This is a genomic window from Clostridia bacterium (assembly GCA_035628995.1).
Classification (GTDB): domain Bacteria; phylum Bacillota; class Clostridia; order Lutisporales; family Lutisporaceae; genus BRH-c25.
In genome coordinates, this window is sequence record DASPIR010000024.1 from 57,562 (window position 1) to 81,541 (window position 23,980).

Genomic DNA, 23,980 nt, shown 5'->3' on the forward strand with positions numbered 1-23,980 from the left:
AATTGCTGAACAAGAGCCATTTCATAAGAACTTATTTATTGTATATTATACGACTTTAGGGGGAAAGCATATGAGCAAAAAACTTTTATATATTAAACTAGGACATACAATAATATGGATTTTTTACGTTTTTGTAATTTTTTATGTTTTATATTCAGGGATATATAACAAGATAGATATTTATACGTGGGTAGCTATTGGTTTAGTAATTTTTGAGGGAATAGTCTTGATGATTTTTAAAGGTAAATGCCCTTTTACTATTTTAGGATATAAATATACCGAGAATCCTGAAGTTGGTTTTGACATATTTTTGCCGAAATGGTTAGCAAAGAATAATAAAGCAATATTTACAACAATATTTATTATTGGAATAATTACGATTGTTTACAGAGAAGCGAAGATATGATTTGGGAGGAATAAAATTGGATAATATACATAGATTGAAAGAAGTTCACTTAAAAAGCTGTACAGAATTATACATGAAAGTATTTAATGCAGAGCCATGGAATGATGAATGGACTACGGAATCCGCATATAACAGACTTAACGACATACTCATATCGCCAAATTTTATTGGTGTTTATTATGAGAAAGATAATGAAATAAAAGCTGCAGTATTTGGCAACTGTGAACATTGGTTTGAAGGCATGCATTACGATTTGAAGGAAATGTTTGTCTCAACAGAATTGCAAGGAAGAGGTATCGGAAGCAAACTGCTGAAATACTTGGAAGAACGATTGAAAAAACTAGGAGTAATTACGATATTGCTTTTTACATCAAAAGAGAATAGAACGAGTTACTTTTATGAGAAAAGTGGCTTTAGTGAGCTTGAGGATATGACTATGATGGCTAAAGATATTTAGTGATATTGTACGGGGGGTGCTAGATTGAAAATATTAAAGACATGCTTTGAGTTTTTATGGAAGGGTTTGGTGATAGGATTTCTAAATTTAGTAACTCTAACGATAGTTGGTGGAGTTCTTACAAGCCTTGGAGTGAAATTCCCTGAGGTAAAAGGTGATTTCAGTTTTATCTTATATATCATGTTTTTATCCGGATTTATTATTTCAATTATTGGTGGAATAATTGTTAAGCAGCTGCACTTACCGAAATCAAAGGTCTTCGTTGCTCTATTTCTAATGTTTTTTTTGAATGTTGTTACACAGATGCTGGAGGCATTGTTCTTTGCTCCTGGGTTAGTGAGTTGGGAAACTGCGCCAGCGATATTTGGACAACAATCTATAATGTATCTTTTTATAAGCGCTGGAATTACATTGTTATTTAGATATAATGGGGAAACAGAACAAGCTGGAAAAAGGCAAAAGAGGAGTTGGCGCGGATGGCTCGGGAGAATACTTGTGAGTTCTGGCAGTTATGTGCTGTTTTATTTTATTTTCGGAAGTATCAATGCAGCGTTGATTACTGGAGATTATTATAGGTCTGAAATTAGCGGACTGCATCTACCAAGTACACTTGAAATATTAATGCTGGAACCTATCCGCGCAGCTTTGCTGGTTTTATCTGTTATACCACTTATAATGTATTTGAGAGTATCAAAGAAAAAATGCGCGGCAATAGTGGGGATGGTACTTTTTATTTTAGGTGGATTACTTCCTATGCTCCAGCAATTAAATACTTTACCAACAGCAGTTGCAGTAAGCAGTATTTTCGAAATGTTTTTTCAGTTCTTTTTAACTGGAGTAGTTATAACTTATATTTTCCTATATGAAAAGCCTACTATTCAGGAATCACCTTCTGTGTCAGATGCTGAAAAAGGTAATGGATCAGGTTTAAACTAATCCATTACCTTTATTTTTATTACAACTATACGTTAAATCTAAAGTTTACGACGTCGCCATCTTTCATGATGTATTCTTTACCTTCAATCCTCACAAGTCCTTTTTCCTTAGCAGATGTCATGCTGCCACCATGAGCCATTAGATCATCATAAGCTATTATCTCGGCACGGATGAAGCCTCTTTCTATATCAGAGTGAATTTTACCGGCTGCTTGAGGCGCCGGGGTACCGGCTTTTATGGTCCATGCTCTTGACTCCATAGGTCCTGCAGTCAAAAAGCTTATAAGTCCCAGCAGCTTGTAGCTTGCCTGTACTAATTTATCGAGGCCTGATTTATCAAGTCCCAGATCATTAAGGAATTCGATTCTTTCTTCCTCTGGCAACTGTGATATCTCTTCTTCTATCTGCGCAGAAACAACAACCACTTCAGCATCTTCTGTAGACGCAAATTTTCTTACACTTGCTACATGAGGGTTTGAGTTGCCATCATTGGCCAAATCTTCTTCAGCTACATTGGCGACATAAATAATTGGCTTTGAGCTTAGGAGATTGAAGGATTTAACAAGCTCTTTCTGCTCATCGGACAGGTCCAATGTTCTAATTGATTTACCTTCGCCCATCACTGCCATTGCATTTTGAATTAATTCAACCTCAGCAGCTAAAGTTTTATCTCCCTTTGCGGCTTTCTGAGATCTTTGAAGTCTTCTTTCAAGCAGCTCAATATCGGAGAATATTAACTCAAAATTTATCGTTTCGATATCTCTAAGAGGATTTACGCTTCCATCTACATGGACAATGTCTCCATCTTCGAAACACCTGACAACATGCACGATAGCTTCAACTTCGCGGATATGTGAAAGAAACTTATTTCCCAGTCCCTCTCCTTTACTTGCACCTTTTACTAGTCCTGCTATATCATAGAATTCAATAGCAGTTGGGACTATTTTCTTTGATGCATATATCTCAGCTAGTTTTGTCAGTCTTTCGTCAGGTACTGCAACTACACCTACGTTTGGCTCAATTGTACAGAATGGGTAATTGGCAGATTCTGCTCCAGCTTGGGTAATAGCGTTAAAGAGTGTGCTTTTTCCTACATTTGGTAGACCTACAATTCCAAGTTTCATTTAATTTGTCCTTTCTATAATAAAAAGTATTACTTTGATAGTCTAAACGGCTTAAAACTAATATTGCCACAAAATAAAATTATATTATAGATGAGGGATAAGTGCAACTTTTGTATTGCAAATTTATTTCATAATATTCAGAAAGACATATAAAGGGGGTGAACATATGGAAGGAATTTACTGTAATATATAGAATTATAGTCTTATATGAATATTAATACAGGGAGGAAGTGTGAGGATGAAAACAGTAAACTTGAAAGATGGAAGGAAAATAACTATTCGGAATGCTTCGAAGTCCGATGCTGCATCAATGCTAAAGTTTATAGATATTATTTGCAGGGAGACTGCTTATCTTACTTTTGGTGAGGGCGAATTTCAAATGTCTATTGAAGAAGAGGAAAATTTGATTGAAAGTAAAAGTAAAACTGACAATGCTCTATTCTTAGTTGCTGAGATCAATGACGAAATTGTTGGGAACTTGAGCTTTAGTGCTGGAATGCGAAAGAGATTAAGACATGTTGGAGAGTTTGGAGTTAGTGTCAGAGGCGATCATTGGGGACTTGGAATCGGGAGGGCATTAATTGAATATTTGATTGATTGGGCTGGAACGACTGGTATAGTAAGAAAGATCAACCTAAGGGTAAGAACGGATAATGAGAAGGCAATCAAACTCTATAAGAGTCTTGGTTTTGAAGTGGAAGGAAGATTATTAAGAGATCTTATGATTGATAACAAGTTTTTTGATAGTTACCAAATGGGACTAAAGTTAGATTAACAGGGAGATATCTATGAATTGCTATGAGATGAAGAACTGCTGTTTTAACGGCACCAATCCACAGGGATCAAAATGTCCTCCGCATCAGATGCAAATAGGCTGTTGGGAGTATGATTGGTTAAGCTTTTATACTATTATGCTAGAATGTGAAGAGAAATACAAATGGCGCGATATCATGTTGGAAAAGTGTCCTGAATGTGTTGTTTACTGTCTGCATAAACATGAAATAGATAGAATACTTGAAGGGTTAAAGAATTCGCAGTAACAATTAGCAAATAAGTGAGGAAATTAAATGATTAGATTTTTAAAAGCATCGGAAGAGGATGCAGAATCGTTGGTAAAAATTCAGATTAGAGCCTTTTCTATAGATGTTGATTTTTGTGGAGAAGGACCTCCTGGTTATGACTCAGTTGAAAGACAAATCGAATTAATGGGAAGTCATATTTACTATAAGATAGTTGATGAGGATAAACTCATTGGAGGTTTTTATATACACTCCAAACAAAATGGGTATTACGAAATCATAAGACTATTTGTTGAACCGACCTATCAAGGTAAGGGGATAGGCTGCATGGCTTTGAAGTATATTGAAGAGTTGTTTGATGATTTAGGGCTGCTTGAATTGGAGGCATCAGACTTCAGAAAGGATAACCATGCTTTTTATAAGAGCAGGGGATATGTGAAGGTCGGAGAGAAAGAGTATTCTGAGGGTGGTTTTTCTTACATATACCAGAAGATTTTCTGATCTTTAAGTACAACATCAGGGAAAAGGGGCAAATTAAAATGGAATTAAGATATGCGACATTGAATGATTTACAGGGTGTCTATAAGCTGATTTGTGAGCTAGAAATGACAGGGATGCCAATTATAGAATTTGAGAGCATATATTCGCAGAACATAAATAGGAATGATGTTCACTATTTAGTCGTTGAGGAGAAGGGTGAATTAATTGCTTTTGCAAGTATGCATATACAAAGTCTTTTACATCATTCTGCAGATGTCGCTGAGATTCAAGAGTTGATTATTCAAAATGACTTCAGGGGCAAAGGCACTGGTTCGAAGCTAATAGATAAATTGGTTGAAATAAGTAAAGAAAAGAAATGTGAGCTTATAGAAGTATCCTGTAATAGAAAGAGAATAGATTCACATGAATTTTATGAACATAATGGTTTCAGTAAAAGCCATTATAAATTTACTTTACGCTGAATATCTTAGGAATAATGCAGCAAATACTTAACAAATCCTTGGAGCATGCTTGCTACGGTTATATAAAGTATTTGTATAATAACCGGGAGAGCTTGAAAGTGATGCATCCATGGACTGAAGAGGCATATATTTACTTAACCCAAAAGCTCACAGGTGTTTGATTTTTAAACATAAAAAAAGCCTCCGATATAGGGAGGCCATAAAATCTTTGTATTTTACTTGGCTGGTTTTGTTTTCACAGGCTTTCTATAAATAAGGCTTTCAAAAAAATCCCTAGGGGTCATAGTTTTACCTTTTTTATGCTTTAAATCTACAGCCGCAATATTACTTAAATACATTCCATTTCCTTTAGAAACGATTTTTACCTTATCAACTGTCATAAAAACACCTGCCTTAATAAGAATTATATCACCACAGTTTAGTATACGCAATTGAAAAAATTATAGAGACCAGCAAGACTTTTCTTATAGTTATTCGTTATTTTATGAGCATATGTTAATTGTATCTTTCTTTCATTATTTGTCTTTTTACTCCAAGTAAAACTTTGGTCTATGCAATTTATACTAATGACAAATACCACTTTTGAATCTGATTCATTTTTCTTAATAGGTATATTTATTCTATATATTATGTTTTGCTTTGACCAATTCAAGATATTGGCAGGCAGACCCTTGTACTCAGCATCATTAATTTCTGCAAAGTTGATTGTGTTTCCAGCTTGCAGCAATACCGTTTTTCCTGTACTTGTATTCCTATAATCTTTAATAATCCCATCCCAATTCGGTTCGGATAGTATTCCAGGCATTCCGGAATGACCGATTCTTACAACTTTCCAAATTATTTTGTCCCAGAATACTCTTTTCACAAAGAATAAAGATATGAATAAATCATTTCCATAGTATTTTTTGTGCTCAAGAAATTCTTTTCTAATGTCATCTAGCAAATTCTGTATTTCTTCGTTGATAAACTCATTGGCATAAGAAATATGATGCTCCATCTTTTTAATCTTTAGGACTTTAAAAATCAAGAAAGATATTGAGGTGCCTGTGCAATATAGTATTATTGCTGCTGTTATCGTTAGCTCGTCCAGTCTGGTCAATGCTTTAATACTATTCATGATAGCGCTACTGCCTATAAGAGTAGGCAGAACAAAAGCCAACATTGTACCTAGAAAGGATATTATATAATATTTCTGCAGTTTCTGCATCAGAAGGCCTAGTACCAGTGCCACAACGCATATAACAAAGCTAAGCATATCTCTTACCTCCGCAAAACACTTGCTTATATTATACCATAAAATGGGATAATATGAAAAGTTTTGTAGGATTAACTAATTTATCTGTAGTACATTATATGGTATAATTATCCACAAGTGTCAGGAGTCTAACATGAAATGAGGACAAGAAATGAAAAAAATTCAAGCATATGTTGAGAAACTTAAAAGCATGGAAAACTGGGATGAGTATTTAAAGCAGGAGTCTGGGTTGCCTGGCCCGCGCGGGAATCTCGAATTAATATACGCTGTTGCAGAGGTAGGAAATGAAGAACAGTTCTTGCACCTGATAAGCTTTACACCTGAATTAGCTCCGGTCAATTCGCAAGAAGAGTTTTTATCAGCATGTGGCACGGTGGGTTTGGGCAGGCTTGTTGCTGAAGGAAAGTCAAAGTATTTAGGACTATTACGTTCATTTGCCTCTGATCCAAGGTGGAGAACTCGCGAGGGTGTTGCAATGGCATTGCAAATATATGGTGAAGAGCATATGGATGAATTAATAAATGAGATGAAGGATTGGGCAGAGGGAAGCTATTATGAAAAAAGAGCTGCAGCGGCGGCACTCTGTGAGCCGAAGCTATTAAATCAAAAAGGGCAGGTTTTCAATGTGCTTCAAATACTTGATACGATTACAAAGTCGATTGTTAATGTGGAGAATACAAAAGATGAGGGGTTTGTGGCCTTGAAGAAGGGTCTGGCGTATTGCTGGAGTGTGGCAATAGTCTATAATTTTGATGAAGGTAAGAAGATGTTCGAAAGATGGATTGGCTGTCAAGACAAGGATATTAATTGGATAGTCAGGGAGAACCTTAAAAAAGATCGTTTGAGAAGGATAGATGAAGCTTGGGTTGAAGAATGCAAGCGAAAGAATGAATTAAAGAAATGAGATAATTCAATGGTAAAGTATAAAAGAACTGCAAAGGTATGTTTGCTGACATTTATTTCAGTATTGTTGCTTTTAAGTACTCTAGGTTGTGTTGAGGAGGATAAAGAAATTTCTACACCTGTTAATAATCCAGTAAATACTGAAAAAACTGAGAGTAACATTGAAGGACTGAAAAAAGAAGCTGCTAAGTTAGAAAAGCAAATAGAAAAAGCAAGTGAAATAAAGACCAATGATACTGTACTTTCCGACGAAGAAAAACAAAAAGAGCTGAAAAGGCTGGAAGATATGGAGGCAAAGCTGCTTGAGCAAAGTAAAGAAATTGAAGAGAAGATAAAAGAGCTTCAGAAAAAGGGTAATTAGAAAGCAATGGGCAATAGAAAAGGATTAATTATTCAGAAGCTGATCCCTTTAAGAGGTGATGAGAAATGGACAAGTCTAATACAAAGATATTAATTGTGGGTGCAGGCGTTATAGGCAGTATATATGCTGTGAAATTATCAAAGGTTGGTTATTCAGTGACGATGTATGCCCGTTCCAGAAGATTGGATGAGCTTCAAGAAAATGGTCTTGTTTTTCAGAATACTAATACTAATAGAGTGGAGAAGGCTGATGTCAAAATTATTAGTACACTTTCTGATGAGGATTTCTATGATTTTATCTTTGTCACAGTCCGATATGAACAGATTGAAGCTGCCCTGTCAGATATAAAGAGTAATTGCAGCCAGAACATAATCACTTTGGTGAATAATCCTTTTGGTTATGACAAATGGGAAGGAATAGTCGGGAAGGGCAGAATAATACCGGCTTTTCCAGGTGCTGGAGGCAAGATTGAAAGTGGAGTATTGTGTTATAAGATAACTACAAGGCTTGTTCAGTCCACAACAATTGGAGAGCTCTCAAGTGGGAGAAGCCCTAGGGTGATGAGACTATACAAGTTACTAAAATCCAGTGATTTTCCTGTCAGCATCTGCAATGATATGGATGCATGGCAGAAGTCGCATCTTGCAATGGTTATACCCATGGCAAATTCTATATATTTTGATGGGGGAAATAATTATACTACAGCTCAGAATAAAGAAGCTATACATAACATGAGCTTGTCATTAAAAGAGAATTTTGTTTTTCTAAAAGCTTCCGGTATTGCAGTTACTCCTTTTAAGTTGAATGTTTTCAGATTCTGTCCTGTATGGATTTTGAATATCATACTTAAGCAGCTATATAGAACGAAGTTTTCTGAGATACTGATTAGTAATCATGCTTTAAACGCTAAGCAGGAGATGGGTTTGCTAAGTAATGAATTTGCTGAGTTAGCTCGTAGTAAGGGTTTTTATTTGAGATACCTAAAAAAGCAGTCACATTCATTATAGTAGTGTAGGAGTGAGGAGGAGAGCATGGAACACAAGATTCGTTGGTCTATAGAGCAGGATGCAAAAGATTTAGGACTTATTCATTCACAGGCTTGGAGGGTTGAATACAAGAATATTATTCCTGATGAGATTCTGGACAAATATACTCCATCCAGGCGAGAAGAGCATTTCAAGAATGCAATTATATATAAAACTGAGGAAACTGCAGTTATTGAATCAAGTGGAAAGGTAATTGGCTTTATCACTTTAGGTCGAAGCAGGGACAGTGACTCAACCTCTGAATGTGGTGAGGTATGGGGGATATACATATCGCCTGACTATTGGCGAAGGGGTTTTGGTACAATACTGCTTAATTGGGGTCTAAGAGAACTTGGCTTAAGGGGCTTTATAAAAGTGACGCTCTGGGTTTTAGAAGATAACAAGAATGCACGAAGTTTTTATGAAAAGCAGGGGTTTAAGTTCGATGGGACTGTAAAAGAAATTGAAATAGGCAAACAGTTAAATGAGGTCAGATATGTAAAAGACTATGATGGTGGGCACCAAATATAATAATTAGTTACTAAGTGTCATACGAAGCAAAGGAGAAGAGATAATGAATCAGAAACAAATGATTGAAGAAATAAGCAATCTTGTTGAAGAGACGTGTAAAATGGATACAAATAAGTTTGGGTATGGTATATGGAGCCATCATATAGTATATGTTGTGCAATATGCAAAACAGCTAGCTGCAATGTTGGGTGCTGATTGTGAAGTGGTAGAAATTGCGGCTCTGCTGCATGATTATGCTGGTATAAAGGACAGTTCTTTGGCTGAAAAGCATCAACTTCATGGAGCAACTGAAGCAGAAAGGATTCTCGGAAAATATGATTACTCCCCAGAAAAGATTGAGCAGGTTAAGCGTTGTATTTTGTTTCACAGAGGCAGCATATTATCTGAAAGAAGAAGCCCTGAAGGAGAATGCGTTGCTAGTGCAGATGCGATGTCTCATATAGATCAAGTTGCATCGCTTTTATATTTAGCTTATACCAAACATTGCATGACTATTGATGAAGGTAAAGCGTGGGTGTTAAGCAAGCTTGAAAGAAGTTGGAATAAGCTATGTCCTGAAGCAAGAGAAATAATACGTGAAGACTATTTATGCGCAAAGAAAATTCTTGAGTGATTTAGTTACATAGAGGGGGCTATAACTGTGAGAATAGCAGTAATATCAGATATACATGGCAATAGTGCGGCTTTAGCAGCAGTTATGCAGGATATGCAACAGCAAAAAATAGAGAGTATTATATTTCTTGGGGATTTGGTTATGGTTGGGCCTGAGCCCAAGCTTGTTATTAATGCTCTTCAAGAAATGAATCCTATGTGTTGGGTAAAAGGGAATACTGATGTTTGGCTTGAAGAGATGTCTGGTGATTGGAAGCCAAGCACTGAGAAAGAGATGGAGTTGTATGAATATTACAGGTATGCAAGTAGTTGGCTTAATGAAGAAGAAGTTGCACTGATTATAGGAAAACCTTATACAGAGGTAATCAAGATAATAGATAAGAGTATTCTATGTGTACATGGTTCACCGAGAGCGATAAATGAAACTATGGATTATAGAACTCCGATGGAGGATCTCGTTCAAATACTTGAAGGAGTTGAAGAAGATATTGTAGTCTGTGGACACTCACATGTACCATATTTTGAAGTGATAAATGGCAAGTATCTATTTAATGCAGGCAGTGTTGGAAAGCCACTAGATGGTGATAATAGGGCTACTTACGGGATTCTAAGCATACAATCAGGGGCTTTACCTGAGTTTGAAATAAGACGAGTTAATTATCAGATATCAGAAGCTTTGAAACTAGCAAAAGATAGGAATTTTCCGTTCCCAGAGAAATATATGAATATTCTTATTAGTGGGTTATTATAGCGTTGTAATATAAAAAGCTATATTCTCTAGTCTGGTTAATAGAGTAAATAAATAATAGGGAGGCGGGAATATGCTTACCATTGAAAGGCTGTTATTATTTGAAAAGGATGATTTGCAGGAAGCATCAAAAACAATTAGTGGAGATGACCTGTAGCAATTGGTGAACTCGCTATCAGAAAAGGATGACACAATAAGATATCATTACTTTCTTCTGCTTCAGCATCGCTCAAAAGACTTTGGAGATGTATATCCATATTGGGATATATTCTGCGAAAAGCTTAAAAGCGAAAACTCATATCAAAGAAGTCTAGGGTTAATGCTTATTGCTGCTAATGCAAAGTGGGATATTGATAATAAAATTGACTATGTTATTGATGAGTATTTATCACTCGTATATGATGAAAAGCCTATAACTATACGCCAATGTATTCAGGCTTTAAGTGGGATAGTTCCCTACAAGAGCCACTTGAATATGAAGATTGCTAATAAACTGATGTCTATTAGCATCTCAGATATAAAAGCAACAATGCAGAAACTCATATTGATTGATATACTAGAAGCTCTTGCGATGATTCGAAAGTATCAGACCAATAATGAGATAGAAAGTTACATACTTAATGCTCTTTCAGGCGGTGTACTTGATAAAAAGGCAGTAAATCAGGTTGAGGCAATGCTTCGGCTGGCTTGACTAATACAAAGAAATGGAGTGTTAATTGTGAAGCTGAACATAGATCATTTGAATAGATATGTCTCTAAAATAGAGAAGTTCATTGAATTCTATCATAATGTACTTGGCTATGAGCTCATTGACAGAGGAAAAAAGGAAAACGGAATGAATTACGCAATTCTTAAGGGCTTCAATCACGAGTTGTTTATTTCGGAAAAAGAAAGCTTTGAGGCGAATAGTGAAAATTTTAGGCATATAGGATATTCGGTAGATAATGTCGATGAGCTGCTTAATGAATTTAAGAAAAAAGGTTATGTGGAGGAAAATTTACAAATTATTATAAAGCAGTTTTCCAGGCAGTTCTATATAAAAGATCCTGATGGATTCGAGATAGATATGATACAGTGGACTGACAAGGACGGCTTTTATGAGCATATGAAAGCTAAAAAGATAAAATAAACTGATTATTAGTAAAAGGAGGGTTCTCTTGTTTTATATATTTTTACTTTGTGTTCCCTTCATAGGAATTGCAATTGCAAGAAATAAAAATGATGAATATATAAAGCAGTCAGCTTTTACTGTAATTATTATAGCTGCACTTAACTGTATTGCACTAGCTTATAGAGCATCATTTTTCTCAGGCGGAGGTAATTCTAAGACATTATATTTGGGTGTAATTAAGCTTACACATAACCAGATGAATATGTTGTTTGATATTTCATTAGTTGTTGCGCTAATTGGCTTAATTACATACCTTTACTCCGATACAGAAAGGTAAAGCTTTATTATTTAAGTATCGTGTAGTGATACTGAGAGGCTATTATAAACGATAGAGCATAAGGAGAAAATGCATGGAGTTATGGGATGTTCTGGATGAAGATGGCAATTTAACCGGAAAGACTATCGAAAGAGGTCAGTCGTTGAAGGATGGAGAGTACCATTTGGTAGTAAATATCTGGATTAAGAATAGCAAGGGTGAATATTTAATACAGAAAAGGTCAGAAAAGGTTGAACGATGGCCTGGTATCTGGGCTGCGACGGGTGGATCAGCAATTAAAGGGGAAAACAGCTCGAACGCCGCATTAAGAGAAGTAAAAGAAGAGCTGGGCATAAGCTTCAAGCCGGATATGCTGGAGAGAGTAATTAGGGTTAAACGAAAAAATGTCATATCCGATTTATGGCTGGCATGCCATGACGTCGATCTGAAAGATATCAGAATGCAAAAGGAAGAAGTTAGTGAAGTGAAGTATGCCGGTATGAGAGAAATATTCGAAATGATGGCTAGTAATGAGTTCTTCAATTATGGACAGGATTATATGAGTTTACTTTATTAAAATATTGAGGGGGTTATATTATGAATTTACAGAACTTTAGAGTAGAAGAGTTGAAAGAGTTCTTGGTGGAAGCCAAGAAGAGTACTTATGCAGGAGATGGACAGATTATAGCGCCATCAAGACTGGGTTCGAAAGATTTACCCTATAAGAAAGGCGACTACTATTACCTTGACAGCTATTTAGGCAGCATTAACTTCATAGGTGAAGAAGCAGTGTGGTACAGGGATACTCCCATTTGGGGAATGAATTACTATGGTGAAATGCTGGTGGAGAATATACCTGATGGTTTTTCAAAGTGTCTTAAAGGGGCACTGCTCATGTTGCCTCTGGATAGTCCATTTAGAGGGCCACATGTCTATCAATCAAATGAATACAGATATGAATGCGTCTGGAAAGGGGATATGAGCAGCTTTTGTGGAGAGGAATTCATATATCTGGAAGATAATCTGATATATGAATTGAAGTTTCATGGAGGGTATATAAAATAGAAGGTGCTGCTAAAAGAAAAACCGTATTTGATTGGAGGCATAATGCTATAGACCGTGTTGATAAGAGGAACAGACTTGATGAAGAGGTATTTACATACAAAATAAACAAGGATAATAAAGTGTTTATATTCTGGAACGGAAAACAAATCATGATATTAAAAGGCAGCGAGAGCGAGAAGTTCATGAAAAGAATAAATACTGCTGACCACAAAGAAGCCCAGCTTATCATGGCAAAGTTTACAGGAAACTTCAAGCATGGGAATGAGTAATAATCAACACTTATAATATTCCGTTATGTACTTCAAGAACACTGAATTGACCGGCGAAAGAGGTCTATTCTTATGTGTAACAATATAAAATGATCTCTTCAAGTCAAAGTCTTCGATATCGAAGGCTTTTATTTGGTCGAACCTTACATAGTCTTCAATACTTATGTAAGACATTATGGATACTCCCAATCCATGGCTCACAGCCTGTTTAATAGCATCGATGCTGTTGAACTGGGCAGCAATCTTGATGGAGGTGGAATTTATCCCATGCTTCATAAATATCCTTTCAAATTCTTGTCTTGTACCCGAGCCGGATTCCCGATATATGAAGTTTTCATTTTGGATAGCATCAAAGGGCACTGTATTTGAAGTTATTGCACTGTATTTTTTATTACAAGGCGTAGCTAATACCAGTCTGTCCTCCACCAGCTTGTGATATTCAAGCTTACTGTTTTCAATAATTGTGCCAACCATTCCAAGCTCATATTTTTTTTCGAGAAGCTCATTAATAACCTGCTTTGAATCAAATTGATCAGCAGCAAAGCTAATATTATTGTATATATTTCTAAAGCCTATCATAAGCCTTGGAAGAAGGTACTCAGCTGGCACTGTGGATGCAGCTATTTCAACCTTTCCTTCAATTTTCTTTGAAAACTCGTTAAGCGTGAATAAAGCATTGTCCCTAATATTGATAAGATTATTGGCATAATCATAGAAAATATTGCCTGCGGTTGTTGGCTCGACTTCTTTACCGGAGCGATCTATCAGCTTAATTCCCAGTTCTTTTTCCAAGGTGCTTATATGGGAGCTTACTGTGGGCTGGGTTAGATATATAGCGTCTGCTGCTCTGGAAAAACTCCTATATCGAACCACATATACAAAAGCTTCAATTTGTCTAAAGTCCATAGTTATACCTCCTTATAGGCAAATGAATTTATAATATCAATCCATGAAATGCTAATGATAATATATATTTGAAGTTTTAACCAAGATATAATATAATTTTAGACGATATGGAGAGTGAATGCAATGAACGATTATTATATTGCTGTTTTCGACTCAACTCACTATGCACTGCATTTTGAGAAGGTCGTAAGAGGAAGCGGCTTCACAATAAACATTATGCCTGTTCCCCGGGAAATAACTGCAAGCTGTGGAATTTCTGCAAAGCTGGAAGTTGTTGAAGTTGAAAAGATAAAGGAACTTGCTGTCAAAGAAAATCTAAAAGTAGCCGGATATTATCATGTAGAAGCACAAAATGGAAAGAAAACATACCATAAGAGCATTTAATTGTTTTTATGGTATGTTTTTTTGCTTATAGCAGGCTTTACATATTAGGTGAATAGAATTAAACTGGGAATGGTGTTATTTTGTTGAGGTGTTTTGAAAGGGAGGTAAAGATGAGTAGAAAAGGAAGAATTATCAGAGCAATAGTAATATTAGTTTGTCTGATTGCAGCTGCCGGATATGGCTTTACATACTATTTTCTGAACAGTATAAGTGTTAAAGGGGGTGCGGAAGGATATCCCGTGCCGGAGAAACGAGTCAATGTTGTAGTTATGGGTATAGCTAATGGACTCGCAGATTCAATTATGCTCTGCAGCTTTGACCCCAAGGGCGGGGCACTAGATGTGGTTTCGATACCAAGGGATACTTATGTAGAACGGAAGGGACATAATACTTCTGCCAACAATAAAATAAATTCATCCTATGGCAGAGGCGGAGCCGATAATGTGGTTGAAAGCGTGGAAACGCTTACTGGAGTACCGGTGCATTATTATGTTAAAGTTGATTATAAGGCTGTCAAAGCAATAGTAGATGCTATAGGCGGCATTAAAGTTACAGTTCCAATGAACATGAATTATGATGATCCTGTCGATGGACTCCATATACATTTCGAAAAAGGCCAGGAAGTGAGCAAGGGAGAAGATATAATAAGGCTCTTGAGATATCGTAAGAACAATAAGGGGGGCGGCTATAAGGAAGGCGATCTGGGAAGGGTAAAGATGCAGCAGGAGATAGTCAAGCTTGGCGTTGAGAAGGTTCTAAAAGGGAACCTGGTGGCAAACTTCCTGAAGCTGCAGGGACCTATCACTGAGTATGTAAATACAAATATGTCGCCAAAACAGATGATGTTTTATATAACTAAAGCTCAGAAGATAAAGGAAGAGAATATCAGCTTCCAGACAATCCCCGGCAGGGCGGACTCAATAAACCATTTGTCCTTCTATGTTGTGAATAAGGACAAAATGAACGAACTGCTAAAGCCAATAATTGAGGAATAATTTGACACATTATAGTTGTTTAAATATACTGAAATTGACACATTAGTACAAAGGGGGTTATACGATTGTTCAAAAGTCTCACGGAGGCTAAAAAGTTTTGTGATTCAAGGGGTATAAAGATTGTAGATTTTAAAATTACCGATTTGGCAGGGAGATGGCATCACCTTTCTATACCAGTGGAACGGTTTAGTGAGAAGATTTTTGAGGATGGCATAGGCTTTGACGGTTCCAGCTATGGGTTTGTTACAGTTGAAAAAAGTGATATGGTTTTCATACCGGATTTGAGCTCTGCTTTTGTAGATCCTTTCTGCGAAGTGCCTACCCTTAGCATGATAGGCGATATACACACCTTGGAAGATGGAATCAAAAGGTATGAGGGAGATCCAAGATATATTGCCGAAAAGGCAGAAAAGTTCATGGCTTCAACTGGTATTGCAGATGAGAATATAATTGGTCCTGAGTTTGAATTTTATTTATTTGATCAGATAGCCTTCGAAAGCACACCAAGTCATCAGGAAGTTACTATTGATTCTAAGCAGGCTGAATGGAATACCAATGCATTATACGAAAACAACCTGGGTTATAAGGCAAGACATAAGGGCGGATATCATCTGGCACTTCCCTCTGATATCAGCAATGACTTGAGAAGCAAGATGACTATTATGCTTGAGGAGCTGGGGATGCCTATAAAGTACCACCACCATGAGGTGGGAGGGCCAGGGCAGCACGAGCTGGAAGTTGAACCAGGCAAAATGAAGGATATGGCAGACAAAACCTATCTGCTCAAATATGTAGTTAAAAATATGGCAATTCAAAACGGCAAAAGTGCCACTTTCATGCCTAAGCCTATGTATGGTGAAGCAGGAAGTGGGATGCACGTACATATGTGGTTGTACAAGGATGGAAAGCCATTATTCTATGATAAGAACGGATATTCAGGTCTCAGCCAGACAGCTTTATACTTTATCGGGGGACTGCTGAAGCATTCACCGGCATTATTAGGCTTTACAAGTCCTAGTACAAACTCATACAAGAGGTTGGTTCCGGGCTATGAAGCACCAGTAAGCATTTGCTTTGCAACCTCCAACAGGAGTGCTGTAATAAGGATTCCTGGGTATGGAAACAAGCCTGAGAGTAAAAGGTTTGAATTCAGATCTTCAGACGCGACCTGCAATCCGTACCTTGCTTACTCGGCTTTACTGATGGCAGGCTTGGATGGGATAATCAACAAGATTGATCCTGTAAAGGAAGGCTTTGGTCCATATGACGTAAATATATTCGAGCTTAGCGAAGAGGAAAGGAAGAAAATAAAAGGTCTTCCAAAGAACCTTGAGGAAGCTATGGAAGCATTAATGAAAGACAACGAATTCCTTATAAAAGGCGGAGTTTTCACAAAAGAGATGATAGCTGCATGGGTAAAGAACAAGTTGGAGAAGGAGCATAAGAAGATAAGCATAATTCCACATCCAGCTGAGTTTGAGCTATATTACGACTTATAGGCAAGTGTGAAATATTATTTATATATGAGAATATAATATAAATGAGGAGTGATTGTATGCAGGAATCTGTGAAAAGAACAATAGAGGCTTTGGGAAAAAACGGTATCAAAGCCACATTTTTTGATGATTCTAGCTCTGCGGTAAACTATCTTCTGGAAAGCATCGATAAAGGAGCAAAGGTAGGAATCGGAGGCTCTATGACAGTAAAGTCCCTGGGAATACCAGAGCTGCTCAAAGAGAAGGGCAATGAAGTATTCTTCCACTGGTTGGAAAGCACTACTGAAGCAGCGGATGAAGCCAGGAAAAATGCAGGACGGGCTGATGTGTATATTACAAGCACAAATGCTCTTACTGAGGAAGGACAGCTGGTTAATACTGATGGAGTGGGTAATAGAGTAACTTCAATGATTTTTGGACCTGAAAAAGTATATGTGCTGTGCGGAATCAATAAGATAACGAAGAATCTGGATGGGGCACTGCAGAGGATTAAGGATAACGCTTACAAGAACGCAAGAAGGTTAAAGCTAAATACTCCTTGTACAATAAATGGAAAATGCTCTGATTGCAGCAGTCCACAGAGGATGTGCAACGTAACCACAATTATTAATAGAAAGCCGGGCAAGACTGACTTGGAGGTAATCCTCGTAGGACAAGAACTCGGCTATTAAGCAAATAAAACATAGTAAAACAGCCATGTTTAGGCATATGAACATGGCTGTTTTTGAATTCAATTTTAAAAATAATCAAGTATAGGTTGAAGGAACGCTCGAAATATTGTAAAATGATATTATATTACACAAAAATTTTAAGGCATACAAAATATTTTTAATCTGGGGTGATTTGATGATTAAAAACTTCAAAGAGCTATTGGAAGCTGCAAAAAGTCAGAAAAAAATGCGAATTGTTGTAGCCGCAGCTCAGGATGAAGATGTGATACTGGCAGTAAGCCAAGCAAAGGACATGGGTCTTGTAGAACCATTACTTGTGGGTGATGAAGGCAAAATTAAAGAAATCATGAACAAATTAAAAATTCAAAGCAGCAGCTATGAGATAGTAAATGAGCCGGATATGATACAAGCGGCCAGGAAATCCGTGGAGCTTGTCAGGAATGGTAAGGGTGACTTCTTAATGAAGGGACTCTTACAGACGGCAGATATCATGAGAGCTGTGCTGGACAAGGAAATTGGACTCAGGACAGATAACCTCATCAGCCATGTAATGGTTTATGAAACAGCTACCTATAAGAAGCTCCTTTATACGACTGATGGAGGTATGAATGTAGCACCGAATCTGGAGCAGAAGGTTCAAATACTGGAAAATGCAATAAAAGTATGTAAGGCAATGAAAATGGATAAGATCTATGCTTCCTGTCTTGCAGGAGCGGAGACAGTTAATCCGAAAATACCGGCAACTGTTGATGCAAAAGCTATAGCTGATATGAAGGACAAATGGGAGACTCAAGGAGTTGTAGTACAAGGACCTGTTGCATTGGATCTTGCCATCAGCAGTGAGGCATGTGCTCATAAGGGCTATAAGAGTGAAGGCGGCGGTAATGCTGATATATTGTTGGTTCCATATTATGAGGTAGGAAATGCCCTTGGAAAGTCTCTGACTTATTTTGCAGGAGCAAAATCCGCAGGAGTCATAATGGGCGCCAAGGTACCGATAGTACTTGTTTCAAGAGCAGACTCATCTGAGTCAAAGCTCTTATCCATAGCTCTTGGAAGTATTGTAGCAAGTAATTAATATTTTATATCAAGGGGGTAAAAATAGTGAAGCAATTGATGTCAGGCAACGAGGCGATTGCCAGAGGTGCATATGAAGCCGGTGTTAAAGTCGCCGCAGCTTATCCAGGCACGCCAAGTACAGAGATATTAGAAAATATTGTGGAGTACAAGAAGGATATCTACTGTGAATGGGCACCAAATGAGAAGGTAGCAGCAGAAGTTGCAATTGGTGCATCTATTGCAGGAGTAAGAAGCTTATCTGCAATGAAACACGTTGGTTTGAATGTGGCAGCTGACCCTATATTCACATATGCATATCTGGGAGTAAATGCCGGATATGTTATGATTACAGCTGATGATCCAAGCATGCATAGCTCGCAGAATGAGCAGGACAACAGGTATTATGCGAAGTTTGCCAAGATTCCGATGGTTGAGCCAGGTGATAGTCAGGAATCCAAGGACTTTTTGGCAGAAGCGTTTAGAATCAGTGAGATGTTTGATACTCCGGTTCTCTATAGAGTAACTACCAGAGTATGCCATAGCAAGAGCATAGTCGAGTTGGGAGAAAGAACGGAAGTAGAGACTAAAAAATATGAAAGAAATGCTTCAAAGTTTGTAGCAACTCCTGCAAATGCAAAGATTGCCCATGCTAAAGTTGAAGATAGATTAAAGGCACTTGAAGAATATGCAAATAAATCACCACTAAACAAGATTGAATATAACAAGAATACAAAGATAGGTATAGTAACAGCAAGTGTTGCTTATCAGTATGCGAAGGAAGTATTCGGAGAAGATGCTTCATACTTGAAGCTGGGCTTCACATATCCGCTTCCAATGGACCTTATAAGAGAATTTGCTTCCAAGTTTGAGACTGTATATGTGATTGAAGAGCTTGAGCCCTTTATGGAAGAACAGATGAAGGCTGTGGGAATAAAGTGCATAGGTAAGGAACTTATTCCGAATCTATATGAATTAAATCCTGATGTAGTTGCAAAGGCTCTGCTGAATAAGAAAACTGAGACAAAGACATTGGATGCAAAAGTTGTAGCAAGACCTCCGGTACTTTGTGCAGGCTGCCCACACAGAGGTTTCTTCTATACAATGTCAAAGAAGAAAAACACAGTTATTACAGGAGATATAGGCTGCTACACTCTAGGCGGATCAGCGCCGCTTAACGCTTTAGACACTGTTATATGTATGGGAGCAGGCTTCAGCGCAGGTATGGGAATGGCTAAGGCCTTTGAAGTATCTGGTCGTGACACTAAGGTCTTTGGAGTGCTTGGTGATTCAACCTTCTTCCATTCGGGAATAACAGGTGCTATAGATATAGTTTACAACAAAGGCAGAATGGTGCCTGTAGTGCTCGACAACAGAATTACAGGTATGACCGGGCATCAGGAGAATCCGGGGACGGGTAAGACTCTGATGGGCGAGGACGCAATACAGATAGATCCAGTTGAAGTATTAAAGGCATTAGGGTACAAGACTGTTAAAGTAGTTGATCCCTGTGACCTTAAAGCAATGGATGAGACTGTTGAAGAGGCTGCAAACAGCAAGGAACCTTATGCAATAGTAACAAAGAGGCCATGTGTACTCATTAAGGGCTTGCCTCCTTTTAAAACAAAATGTACTGTCAACAAGGATAAATGCAAGAAATGTAAAATGTGTCTGAAGGTAGGCTGCCCTGCAGTGTTCTTTAAAGACGGCACATCATATATAGATCAATCAATGTGTGTAGGCTGCGAAGTCTGTATGCAGGTTTGCAAATTCGATGCTATAGAGAAGGTTGGTGAATAATATGAGTGATACTAAAAACATATTATTGGTCGGCGTCGGTGGACAAGGAACAATTCTTGTCAGCAGGATATTGACTGCAGGACTTATGAAAGCCGGTTATGACGTAAAGATGTCTGAAGTGCACGGCATGGCTCAGAGAGGTGGAAGCGTAACCACCCAAGTAAGATACGGCAAGAAGGTATACTCTCCGATAATTGGCTTAGGTCAGGCGGACATTCTCGTTTCCTTTGAGAAGATGGAAGCGGTGAGATGGGTTGAATATCTCAAGCCTGAGGGAATTGTAGTAGTTAATAATTATGAGATACCTTCCATGCCTATTGCAAGCGGAAAGGAAGAATACCCCCAGGGACTCATCGAAGCACTGCAGGGTGCATTCAAGACAGTAGTAATTGACGCGGGCAAGATAGCAGAGGAATTGGGTAATATTAAGACACAGAATATAGTACTCTTTGGTGCCTTAGTGAAAGCCCTGAAAATGGATGAGATCGACTGGGAAGAAATAATAAGAGAGACCATAAATCCCAAGCTTGTTGACATCAATATCAAGGCTTACAACAAAGGAAAAGAGCTTTAATTCCATAAGCAAAAGGGAGCTGCACATTGATTGTGCGCTTCCTTTTTTTCAATGCTGAGAAATGCTATAATATACATATAATGTTCGATTTGAGATATTGAAAAGGTTAGGGTAAATTGATGGAGAGCTATTTAAAAGGGTTGAACAAGGAACAACTGGAGGCAGTCAAGCATGAGGAAGGGCCGTGTATGGTATTGGCGGGCCCGGGTACAGGAAAAACCACTGTAATTACATCAAGAGTAATCAATCTCATAAAAAAGAAGGTTGCGGCACCTGAAAATATGCTTGTAGTTACTTTTTCCAGGGCGGCTGCCAATGAGATGAAAGAAAGGTATACCAAGCTTTCTTCTGCTCAAAGTGCAAGGGAAGTAAGCTTTGGCACCTTCCATTCGGTTTTCTACAAGCTGCTGAGGCAATACAAGGGTTATAAGCTGGAGGACTTGCTTGATGAGAACCTTAAGTTCAATATGATAAAAAATATTGTCAGAAGACTTGGAGTTGAGTTTGCGGAAGATGAGGAGCAGATAAGAGAAATAATCAGCGATATGGGATATGTTATCAGTACTATGTCGGACACATCAAGCTACAAGCCAAGTTCCTGCGACAATATGCAGCTAAGAAGGATAATGGCGGAATACGAGGAATTTAAGCAGCAGTCTGGCAAGTATGATTATGATGATATATTGAATGACTGCTACTGCCTGCTTAAGAATAACGCAAGGGTTCTTAAGGAATTAAGGGAGAAATTCAAATACATACTAGTGGATGAGTTTCAGGATATTAACACATTGCAGTTTGAGACAATAAAGCTTCTAGCGGAGCCTCTCAACAATATTTTTATTGTAGGGGACGATGACCAGTCGATATATGGCTTCAGGGGTGCCGCACCCGATATTCTTTTGAACTTCGAAAAGCTTTATACAAAGTGCAGCAGGATATACCTGAAAAACAACTACAGGACTACAGAAAACATATTGACTTCAGCATTATCGGTTATCAATACCAACAGTAACAGATATTCCAAGGAGCTTGAAGCAGTGAACAGTCAGGGAAGCCTGCCTGTTACCTTTGAAGCTGAGGATTTTGAAGAGGAAGCCAGGAACATAGCTGGAAGGATAGGTCAGATGAGCAGAACCGGCAAGGAGTTTTCCGATTTTGCAGTTATTTATAGGACCAATCTTCAATCCAGAGCAGTTATTGATGCTTTTATGGATGCAGGTATTCCTTTTGTTACACTGGATGGAATAGTATCCATGTACAACCACTGGATTTTCAAGGACATAATGAGCTACCTGAAGCTGGGGATTGGTCTTGGCAGCAGCAGGGATACCATGAGGATAATAAACAGGCCTAAACGATATATTAGTAAGGACACAATGGAAAAAGCGGAGAAGCTGGGTGGAGACTTTATTCAAAGCATTACGAATCACAGCAATCTTAATAATCTGCAGATAAACGGAATGCAAGAATTCAAGAATGACCTGAAAAGACTCGGGGTAATGGAACCTCAAAATGCTGTCAGATATATAAGGAATGTAATAGGCTACGATGAATACCTTAAGGAATATGCGGCTTCAAAGGGTATAAGTACAAAAGGGCTTATGGAGACAATTGAAGAAATCCAAAGCTCCGCTTCAAGTTTCAAAAGTATTGTACTGTATATGCAGCACGTGGATGAGGTATCAGAGAAGCTGGGGGAAAAGGATTACGCAAATTTCGGACGCAACAATGTAAAGCTTCTGACAATGCACAAGGCTAAGGGTCTGGAATTTGATACAGTGTTCATCTGCGGCTCGATAGAAGGACTAGCACCATACATAAAGAATGATTCTGAGGCTGATACTGATTTTGAAGAAGAAAGAAGACTTTATTATGTGGCAATGACAAGAGCAAAAAGGGAACTATGCATCACTATTCCGAAGCACAGGTACGGTAAAGCGGTCAAACCCTCGCGATTTGTGGAGGAATTTCAGAAAAGTATTGATTACAGCAGCCAGGTTCATATAGGGCAGAAGATATATCATAAGATATATTACAGCGGGGTGGTAAGAGAGATAATTGACAGTAAGGAAGGTGCAAGGATAAAGGTAGACTTTGAAGGCAGCATGAAGGAGCTTAATCTGAAGGCATGCCTTAAGAATGAAATTGTAAGGCTTCTGTAACGTTTAATATTATTTAAGGAAGGGAATATCTATGGATAGAATGAAGGTATCTGTGATACAGCTTGATATAGCTGACGGCGAACCTGAGATTAACAGGGAGAGGGTTCGAATGTTGATTGAAAAGGCAGCAGTGGATAAGCCTGACGCAATCTTACTTCCCGAAATGTGGACTACCGCTTATGAGCTTACAAAGCTGGAGCAGCTTTGTGACAAAGAGGGCAAGCCGACCCTTGACATGATATGCGAGCTGTCGGCTAAGTATGGAGTGAACATAATAGCTGGTTCTTTTGCAGATATGGGTAAAGACGGCGGCATAAGAAACACATCTTATGTCACAGACAGAAAAGGTAATATCATTGCCAAATATGAAAAAATACACCTATTCAAGCTTATGGGAGAGGATGCCAGCCTAAAGGCGGGGAAGAAGTACTGTACTTTTGAACTGGACGGAGTAAAGTGCGGGCTTATCATCTGTTATGACCTGAGATTTCCTGAACTGATAAGGACTTTGGCGCTGGAAGGAATAAAAGTGCTCTTTGTCCCTGCAGAATGGCCAGCAAGAAGGATAATGCACTGGACGACACTCTTGAAAGCAAGAGCAATAGAAAACCAGATTTTTGTTGTAGCAGCGAACAGGGCAGGAAAGAGCTGTAGTGATGATTTCATAGGCGGATCGGCTGTAATTGATCCATGGGGAGAGGCATATGCAGAAGCTGATTTCAAGGAACAGATAATAAGTGCAGAGTTAGAGCTTGGCAAAGTAGAAGAAATACGGTCGAACATGGATATTCTTTCGGACAGGGTGCCGGAAACATATAGACTTTAGACAGGAGGAGA

Annotated in this window: 32 protein-coding genes; 28 read left to right on the forward strand and 4 right to left on the reverse strand. The window is 38.1% G+C overall.

Annotated elements, in window-relative coordinates:
• Positions 1–70 precede the first annotated feature (70 nt).
• The 3 genes from VEB00_10740 to VEB00_10750 are packed head-to-tail and all read left to right on the forward strand — an operon-like array spanning position 71 to position 1,799.
• Complete coding sequence (locus tag VEB00_10740; protein HYF83488.1) at positions 71–406, forward strand: hypothetical protein; 336 nt, start codon at positions 71–73, stop codon at positions 404–406.
• A gap of 16 nt (positions 407–422) precedes the next feature.
• On the forward strand, positions 423–863 hold the full coding sequence (locus VEB00_10745; protein HYF83489.1) for a GNAT family N-acetyltransferase: 441 nt from the start codon (positions 423–425) through the stop codon (positions 861–863).
• A 24-nt stretch (positions 864–887) separates the two neighbouring features.
• On the forward strand, positions 888–1,799 hold the full coding sequence (locus VEB00_10750) for a YqhR family membrane protein (GenBank protein HYF83490.1): 912 nt from the start codon (positions 888–890) through the stop codon (positions 1,797–1,799).
• A 25-nt stretch (positions 1,800–1,824) separates the two neighbouring features.
• Here VEB00_10750 and ychF read toward each other — a convergent pair whose 3' ends face one another.
• Complete coding sequence (gene ychF, locus VEB00_10755; GenBank protein HYF83491.1) at positions 1,825–2,922, reverse strand: redox-regulated ATPase YchF; 1,098 nt, start codon at positions 2,920–2,922, stop codon at positions 1,825–1,827.
• Between the two features lie 238 nt (positions 2,923–3,160).
• On the opposite strand from ychF, the gene VEB00_10760 reads away from it, so the two are divergent.
• Genes VEB00_10760 through VEB00_10775 form a run of 4 tightly spaced genes read left to right on the forward strand, consistent with a single transcriptional unit; the run spans position 3,161 to position 4,903 of the window.
• Positions 3,161–3,697 (forward strand): GNAT family N-acetyltransferase, encoded by a 537-nt coding sequence (locus tag VEB00_10760; protein ID HYF83492.1) that lies wholly within the window; start codon positions 3,161–3,163, stop codon positions 3,695–3,697.
• 13 nt (positions 3,698–3,710) lie between these two features.
• The gene (locus VEB00_10765) at positions 3,711–3,962 is read left to right on the forward strand and encodes a hypothetical protein (GenBank protein HYF83493.1); all 252 of its coding nucleotides are present in this window, start codon (positions 3,711–3,713) and stop codon (positions 3,960–3,962) included.
• A 27-nt stretch (positions 3,963–3,989) separates the two neighbouring features.
• The gene (locus VEB00_10770; GenBank protein HYF83494.1) at positions 3,990–4,442 is read left to right on the forward strand and encodes a GNAT family N-acetyltransferase; all 453 of its coding nucleotides are present in this window, start codon (positions 3,990–3,992) and stop codon (positions 4,440–4,442) included.
• A gap of 38 nt (positions 4,443–4,480) precedes the next feature.
• Positions 4,481–4,903 (forward strand): GNAT family N-acetyltransferase, encoded by a 423-nt coding sequence (locus tag VEB00_10775; protein HYF83495.1) that lies wholly within the window; start codon positions 4,481–4,483, stop codon positions 4,901–4,903.
• 215 nt (positions 4,904–5,118) lie between these two features.
• Here the strand turns inward: VEB00_10775 and VEB00_10780 are convergent, their stop codons facing one another.
• Positions 5,119–5,283: a hypothetical protein gene (locus VEB00_10780; GenBank protein HYF83496.1), complete on the reverse strand. Its 165-nt coding sequence runs from the start codon at positions 5,281–5,283 to the stop codon at positions 5,119–5,121.
• A gap of 38 nt (positions 5,284–5,321) precedes the next feature.
• Positions 5,322–6,158: a hypothetical protein gene (locus VEB00_10785; protein ID HYF83497.1), complete on the reverse strand. Its 837-nt coding sequence runs from the start codon at positions 6,156–6,158 to the stop codon at positions 5,322–5,324.
• 151 nt (positions 6,159–6,309) lie between these two features.
• On the opposite strand from VEB00_10785, the gene VEB00_10790 reads away from it, so the two are divergent.
• The 12 genes from VEB00_10790 to VEB00_10845 all read left to right on the forward strand — a co-directional run bounded on the left by VEB00_10790 (position 6,310) and on the right by VEB00_10845 (position 13,099).
• On the forward strand, positions 6,310–7,062 hold the full coding sequence (locus tag VEB00_10790; GenBank protein ID HYF83498.1) for a hypothetical protein: 753 nt from the start codon (positions 6,310–6,312) through the stop codon (positions 7,060–7,062).
• A gap of 9 nt (positions 7,063–7,071) precedes the next feature.
• Positions 7,072–7,422 (forward strand): hypothetical protein, encoded by a 351-nt coding sequence (locus VEB00_10795; GenBank protein ID HYF83499.1) that lies wholly within the window; start codon positions 7,072–7,074, stop codon positions 7,420–7,422.
• Between the two features lie 65 nt (positions 7,423–7,487).
• Positions 7,488–8,429, forward strand: a complete 942-nt coding sequence (locus tag VEB00_10800) for a 2-dehydropantoate 2-reductase N-terminal domain-containing protein (protein HYF83500.1) — start codon at positions 7,488–7,490, stop codon at positions 8,427–8,429.
• A gap of 24 nt (positions 8,430–8,453) precedes the next feature.
• Positions 8,454–8,978 (forward strand): GNAT family N-acetyltransferase, encoded by a 525-nt coding sequence (locus tag VEB00_10805; protein HYF83501.1) that lies wholly within the window; start codon positions 8,454–8,456, stop codon positions 8,976–8,978.
• Positions 8,979–9,021: 43 nt separating this feature from the next.
• Positions 9,022–9,591: an HD domain-containing protein gene (locus tag VEB00_10810; GenBank protein HYF83502.1), complete on the forward strand. Its 570-nt coding sequence runs from the start codon at positions 9,022–9,024 to the stop codon at positions 9,589–9,591.
• 27 nt (positions 9,592–9,618) lie between these two features.
• Complete coding sequence (locus tag VEB00_10815) at positions 9,619–10,341, forward strand: metallophosphoesterase family protein (GenBank protein HYF83503.1); 723 nt, start codon at positions 9,619–9,621, stop codon at positions 10,339–10,341.
• A 157-nt stretch (positions 10,342–10,498) separates the two neighbouring features.
• Positions 10,499–11,029: a hypothetical protein gene (locus VEB00_10820; protein ID HYF83504.1), complete on the forward strand. Its 531-nt coding sequence runs from the start codon at positions 10,499–10,501 to the stop codon at positions 11,027–11,029.
• Positions 11,030–11,056: 27 nt separating this feature from the next.
• Positions 11,057–11,467: a VOC family protein gene (locus tag VEB00_10825; protein HYF83505.1), complete on the forward strand. Its 411-nt coding sequence runs from the start codon at positions 11,057–11,059 to the stop codon at positions 11,465–11,467.
• A 28-nt stretch (positions 11,468–11,495) separates the two neighbouring features.
• Positions 11,496–11,786, forward strand: a complete 291-nt coding sequence (locus tag VEB00_10830) for a hypothetical protein (GenBank protein HYF83506.1) — start codon at positions 11,496–11,498, stop codon at positions 11,784–11,786.
• Between the two features lie 73 nt (positions 11,787–11,859).
• The gene (locus VEB00_10835) at positions 11,860–12,342 is read left to right on the forward strand and encodes an NUDIX domain-containing protein (protein ID HYF83507.1); all 483 of its coding nucleotides are present in this window, start codon (positions 11,860–11,862) and stop codon (positions 12,340–12,342) included.
• 20 nt (positions 12,343–12,362) lie between these two features.
• Positions 12,363–12,830: a DUF5680 domain-containing protein gene (locus VEB00_10840; protein HYF83508.1), complete on the forward strand. Its 468-nt coding sequence runs from the start codon at positions 12,363–12,365 to the stop codon at positions 12,828–12,830.
• 149 nt (positions 12,831–12,979) lie between these two features.
• On the forward strand, positions 12,980–13,099 hold the full coding sequence (locus VEB00_10845) for an ABC transporter ATP-binding protein (protein HYF83509.1): 120 nt from the start codon (positions 12,980–12,982) through the stop codon (positions 13,097–13,099).
• 3 nt (positions 13,100–13,102) lie between these two features.
• Here the strand turns inward: VEB00_10845 and VEB00_10850 are convergent, their stop codons facing one another.
• On the reverse strand, positions 13,103–14,005 hold the full coding sequence (locus VEB00_10850; GenBank protein ID HYF83510.1) for a selenium metabolism-associated LysR family transcriptional regulator: 903 nt from the start codon (positions 14,003–14,005) through the stop codon (positions 13,103–13,105).
• Positions 14,006–14,128: 123 nt separating this feature from the next.
• Here VEB00_10850 and VEB00_10855 point away from each other — a divergent pair, with 123 nt between their 5' ends.
• The 9 genes from VEB00_10855 to VEB00_10895 all read left to right on the forward strand — a co-directional run bounded on the left by VEB00_10855 (position 14,129) and on the right by VEB00_10895 (position 23,969).
• Positions 14,129–14,389, forward strand: a complete 261-nt coding sequence (locus VEB00_10855; GenBank protein HYF83511.1) for a DUF3343 domain-containing protein — start codon at positions 14,129–14,131, stop codon at positions 14,387–14,389.
• A 110-nt stretch (positions 14,390–14,499) separates the two neighbouring features.
• Positions 14,500–15,384, forward strand: coding sequence for an LCP family protein (locus tag VEB00_10860; GenBank protein ID HYF83512.1), 885 nt, complete (start codon positions 14,500–14,502; stop codon positions 15,382–15,384).
• Positions 15,385–15,449: 65 nt separating this feature from the next.
• The gene (glnA, locus tag VEB00_10865; GenBank protein HYF83513.1) at positions 15,450–16,883 is read left to right on the forward strand and encodes a type I glutamate--ammonia ligase; all 1,434 of its coding nucleotides are present in this window, start codon (positions 15,450–15,452) and stop codon (positions 16,881–16,883) included.
• Between the two features lie 56 nt (positions 16,884–16,939).
• The gene (locus VEB00_10870) at positions 16,940–17,551 is read left to right on the forward strand and encodes a lactate utilization protein (protein ID HYF83514.1); all 612 of its coding nucleotides are present in this window, start codon (positions 16,940–16,942) and stop codon (positions 17,549–17,551) included.
• Between the two features lie 175 nt (positions 17,552–17,726).
• Positions 17,727–18,629, forward strand: coding sequence for a bifunctional enoyl-CoA hydratase/phosphate acetyltransferase (locus tag VEB00_10875; GenBank protein ID HYF83515.1), 903 nt, complete (start codon positions 17,727–17,729; stop codon positions 18,627–18,629).
• 26 nt (positions 18,630–18,655) lie between these two features.
• On the forward strand, positions 18,656–20,407 hold the full coding sequence (gene iorA / locus VEB00_10880) for an indolepyruvate ferredoxin oxidoreductase subunit alpha (GenBank protein HYF83516.1): 1,752 nt from the start codon (positions 18,656–18,658) through the stop codon (positions 20,405–20,407).
• 1 nt (position 20,408) lies between these two features.
• Entirely contained in the window at positions 20,409–20,981 is a 573-nt protein-coding gene (locus VEB00_10885; GenBank protein HYF83517.1) for an indolepyruvate oxidoreductase subunit beta, read from the forward strand.
• A 119-nt stretch (positions 20,982–21,100) separates the two neighbouring features.
• On the forward strand, positions 21,101–23,143 hold the full coding sequence (locus tag VEB00_10890) for an ATP-dependent helicase (protein HYF83518.1): 2,043 nt from the start codon (positions 21,101–21,103) through the stop codon (positions 23,141–23,143).
• A 31-nt stretch (positions 23,144–23,174) separates the two neighbouring features.
• Positions 23,175–23,969 (forward strand): carbon-nitrogen family hydrolase, encoded by a 795-nt coding sequence (locus tag VEB00_10895; protein ID HYF83519.1) that lies wholly within the window; start codon positions 23,175–23,177, stop codon positions 23,967–23,969.
• Positions 23,970–23,980: the final 11 nt, after the last annotated feature.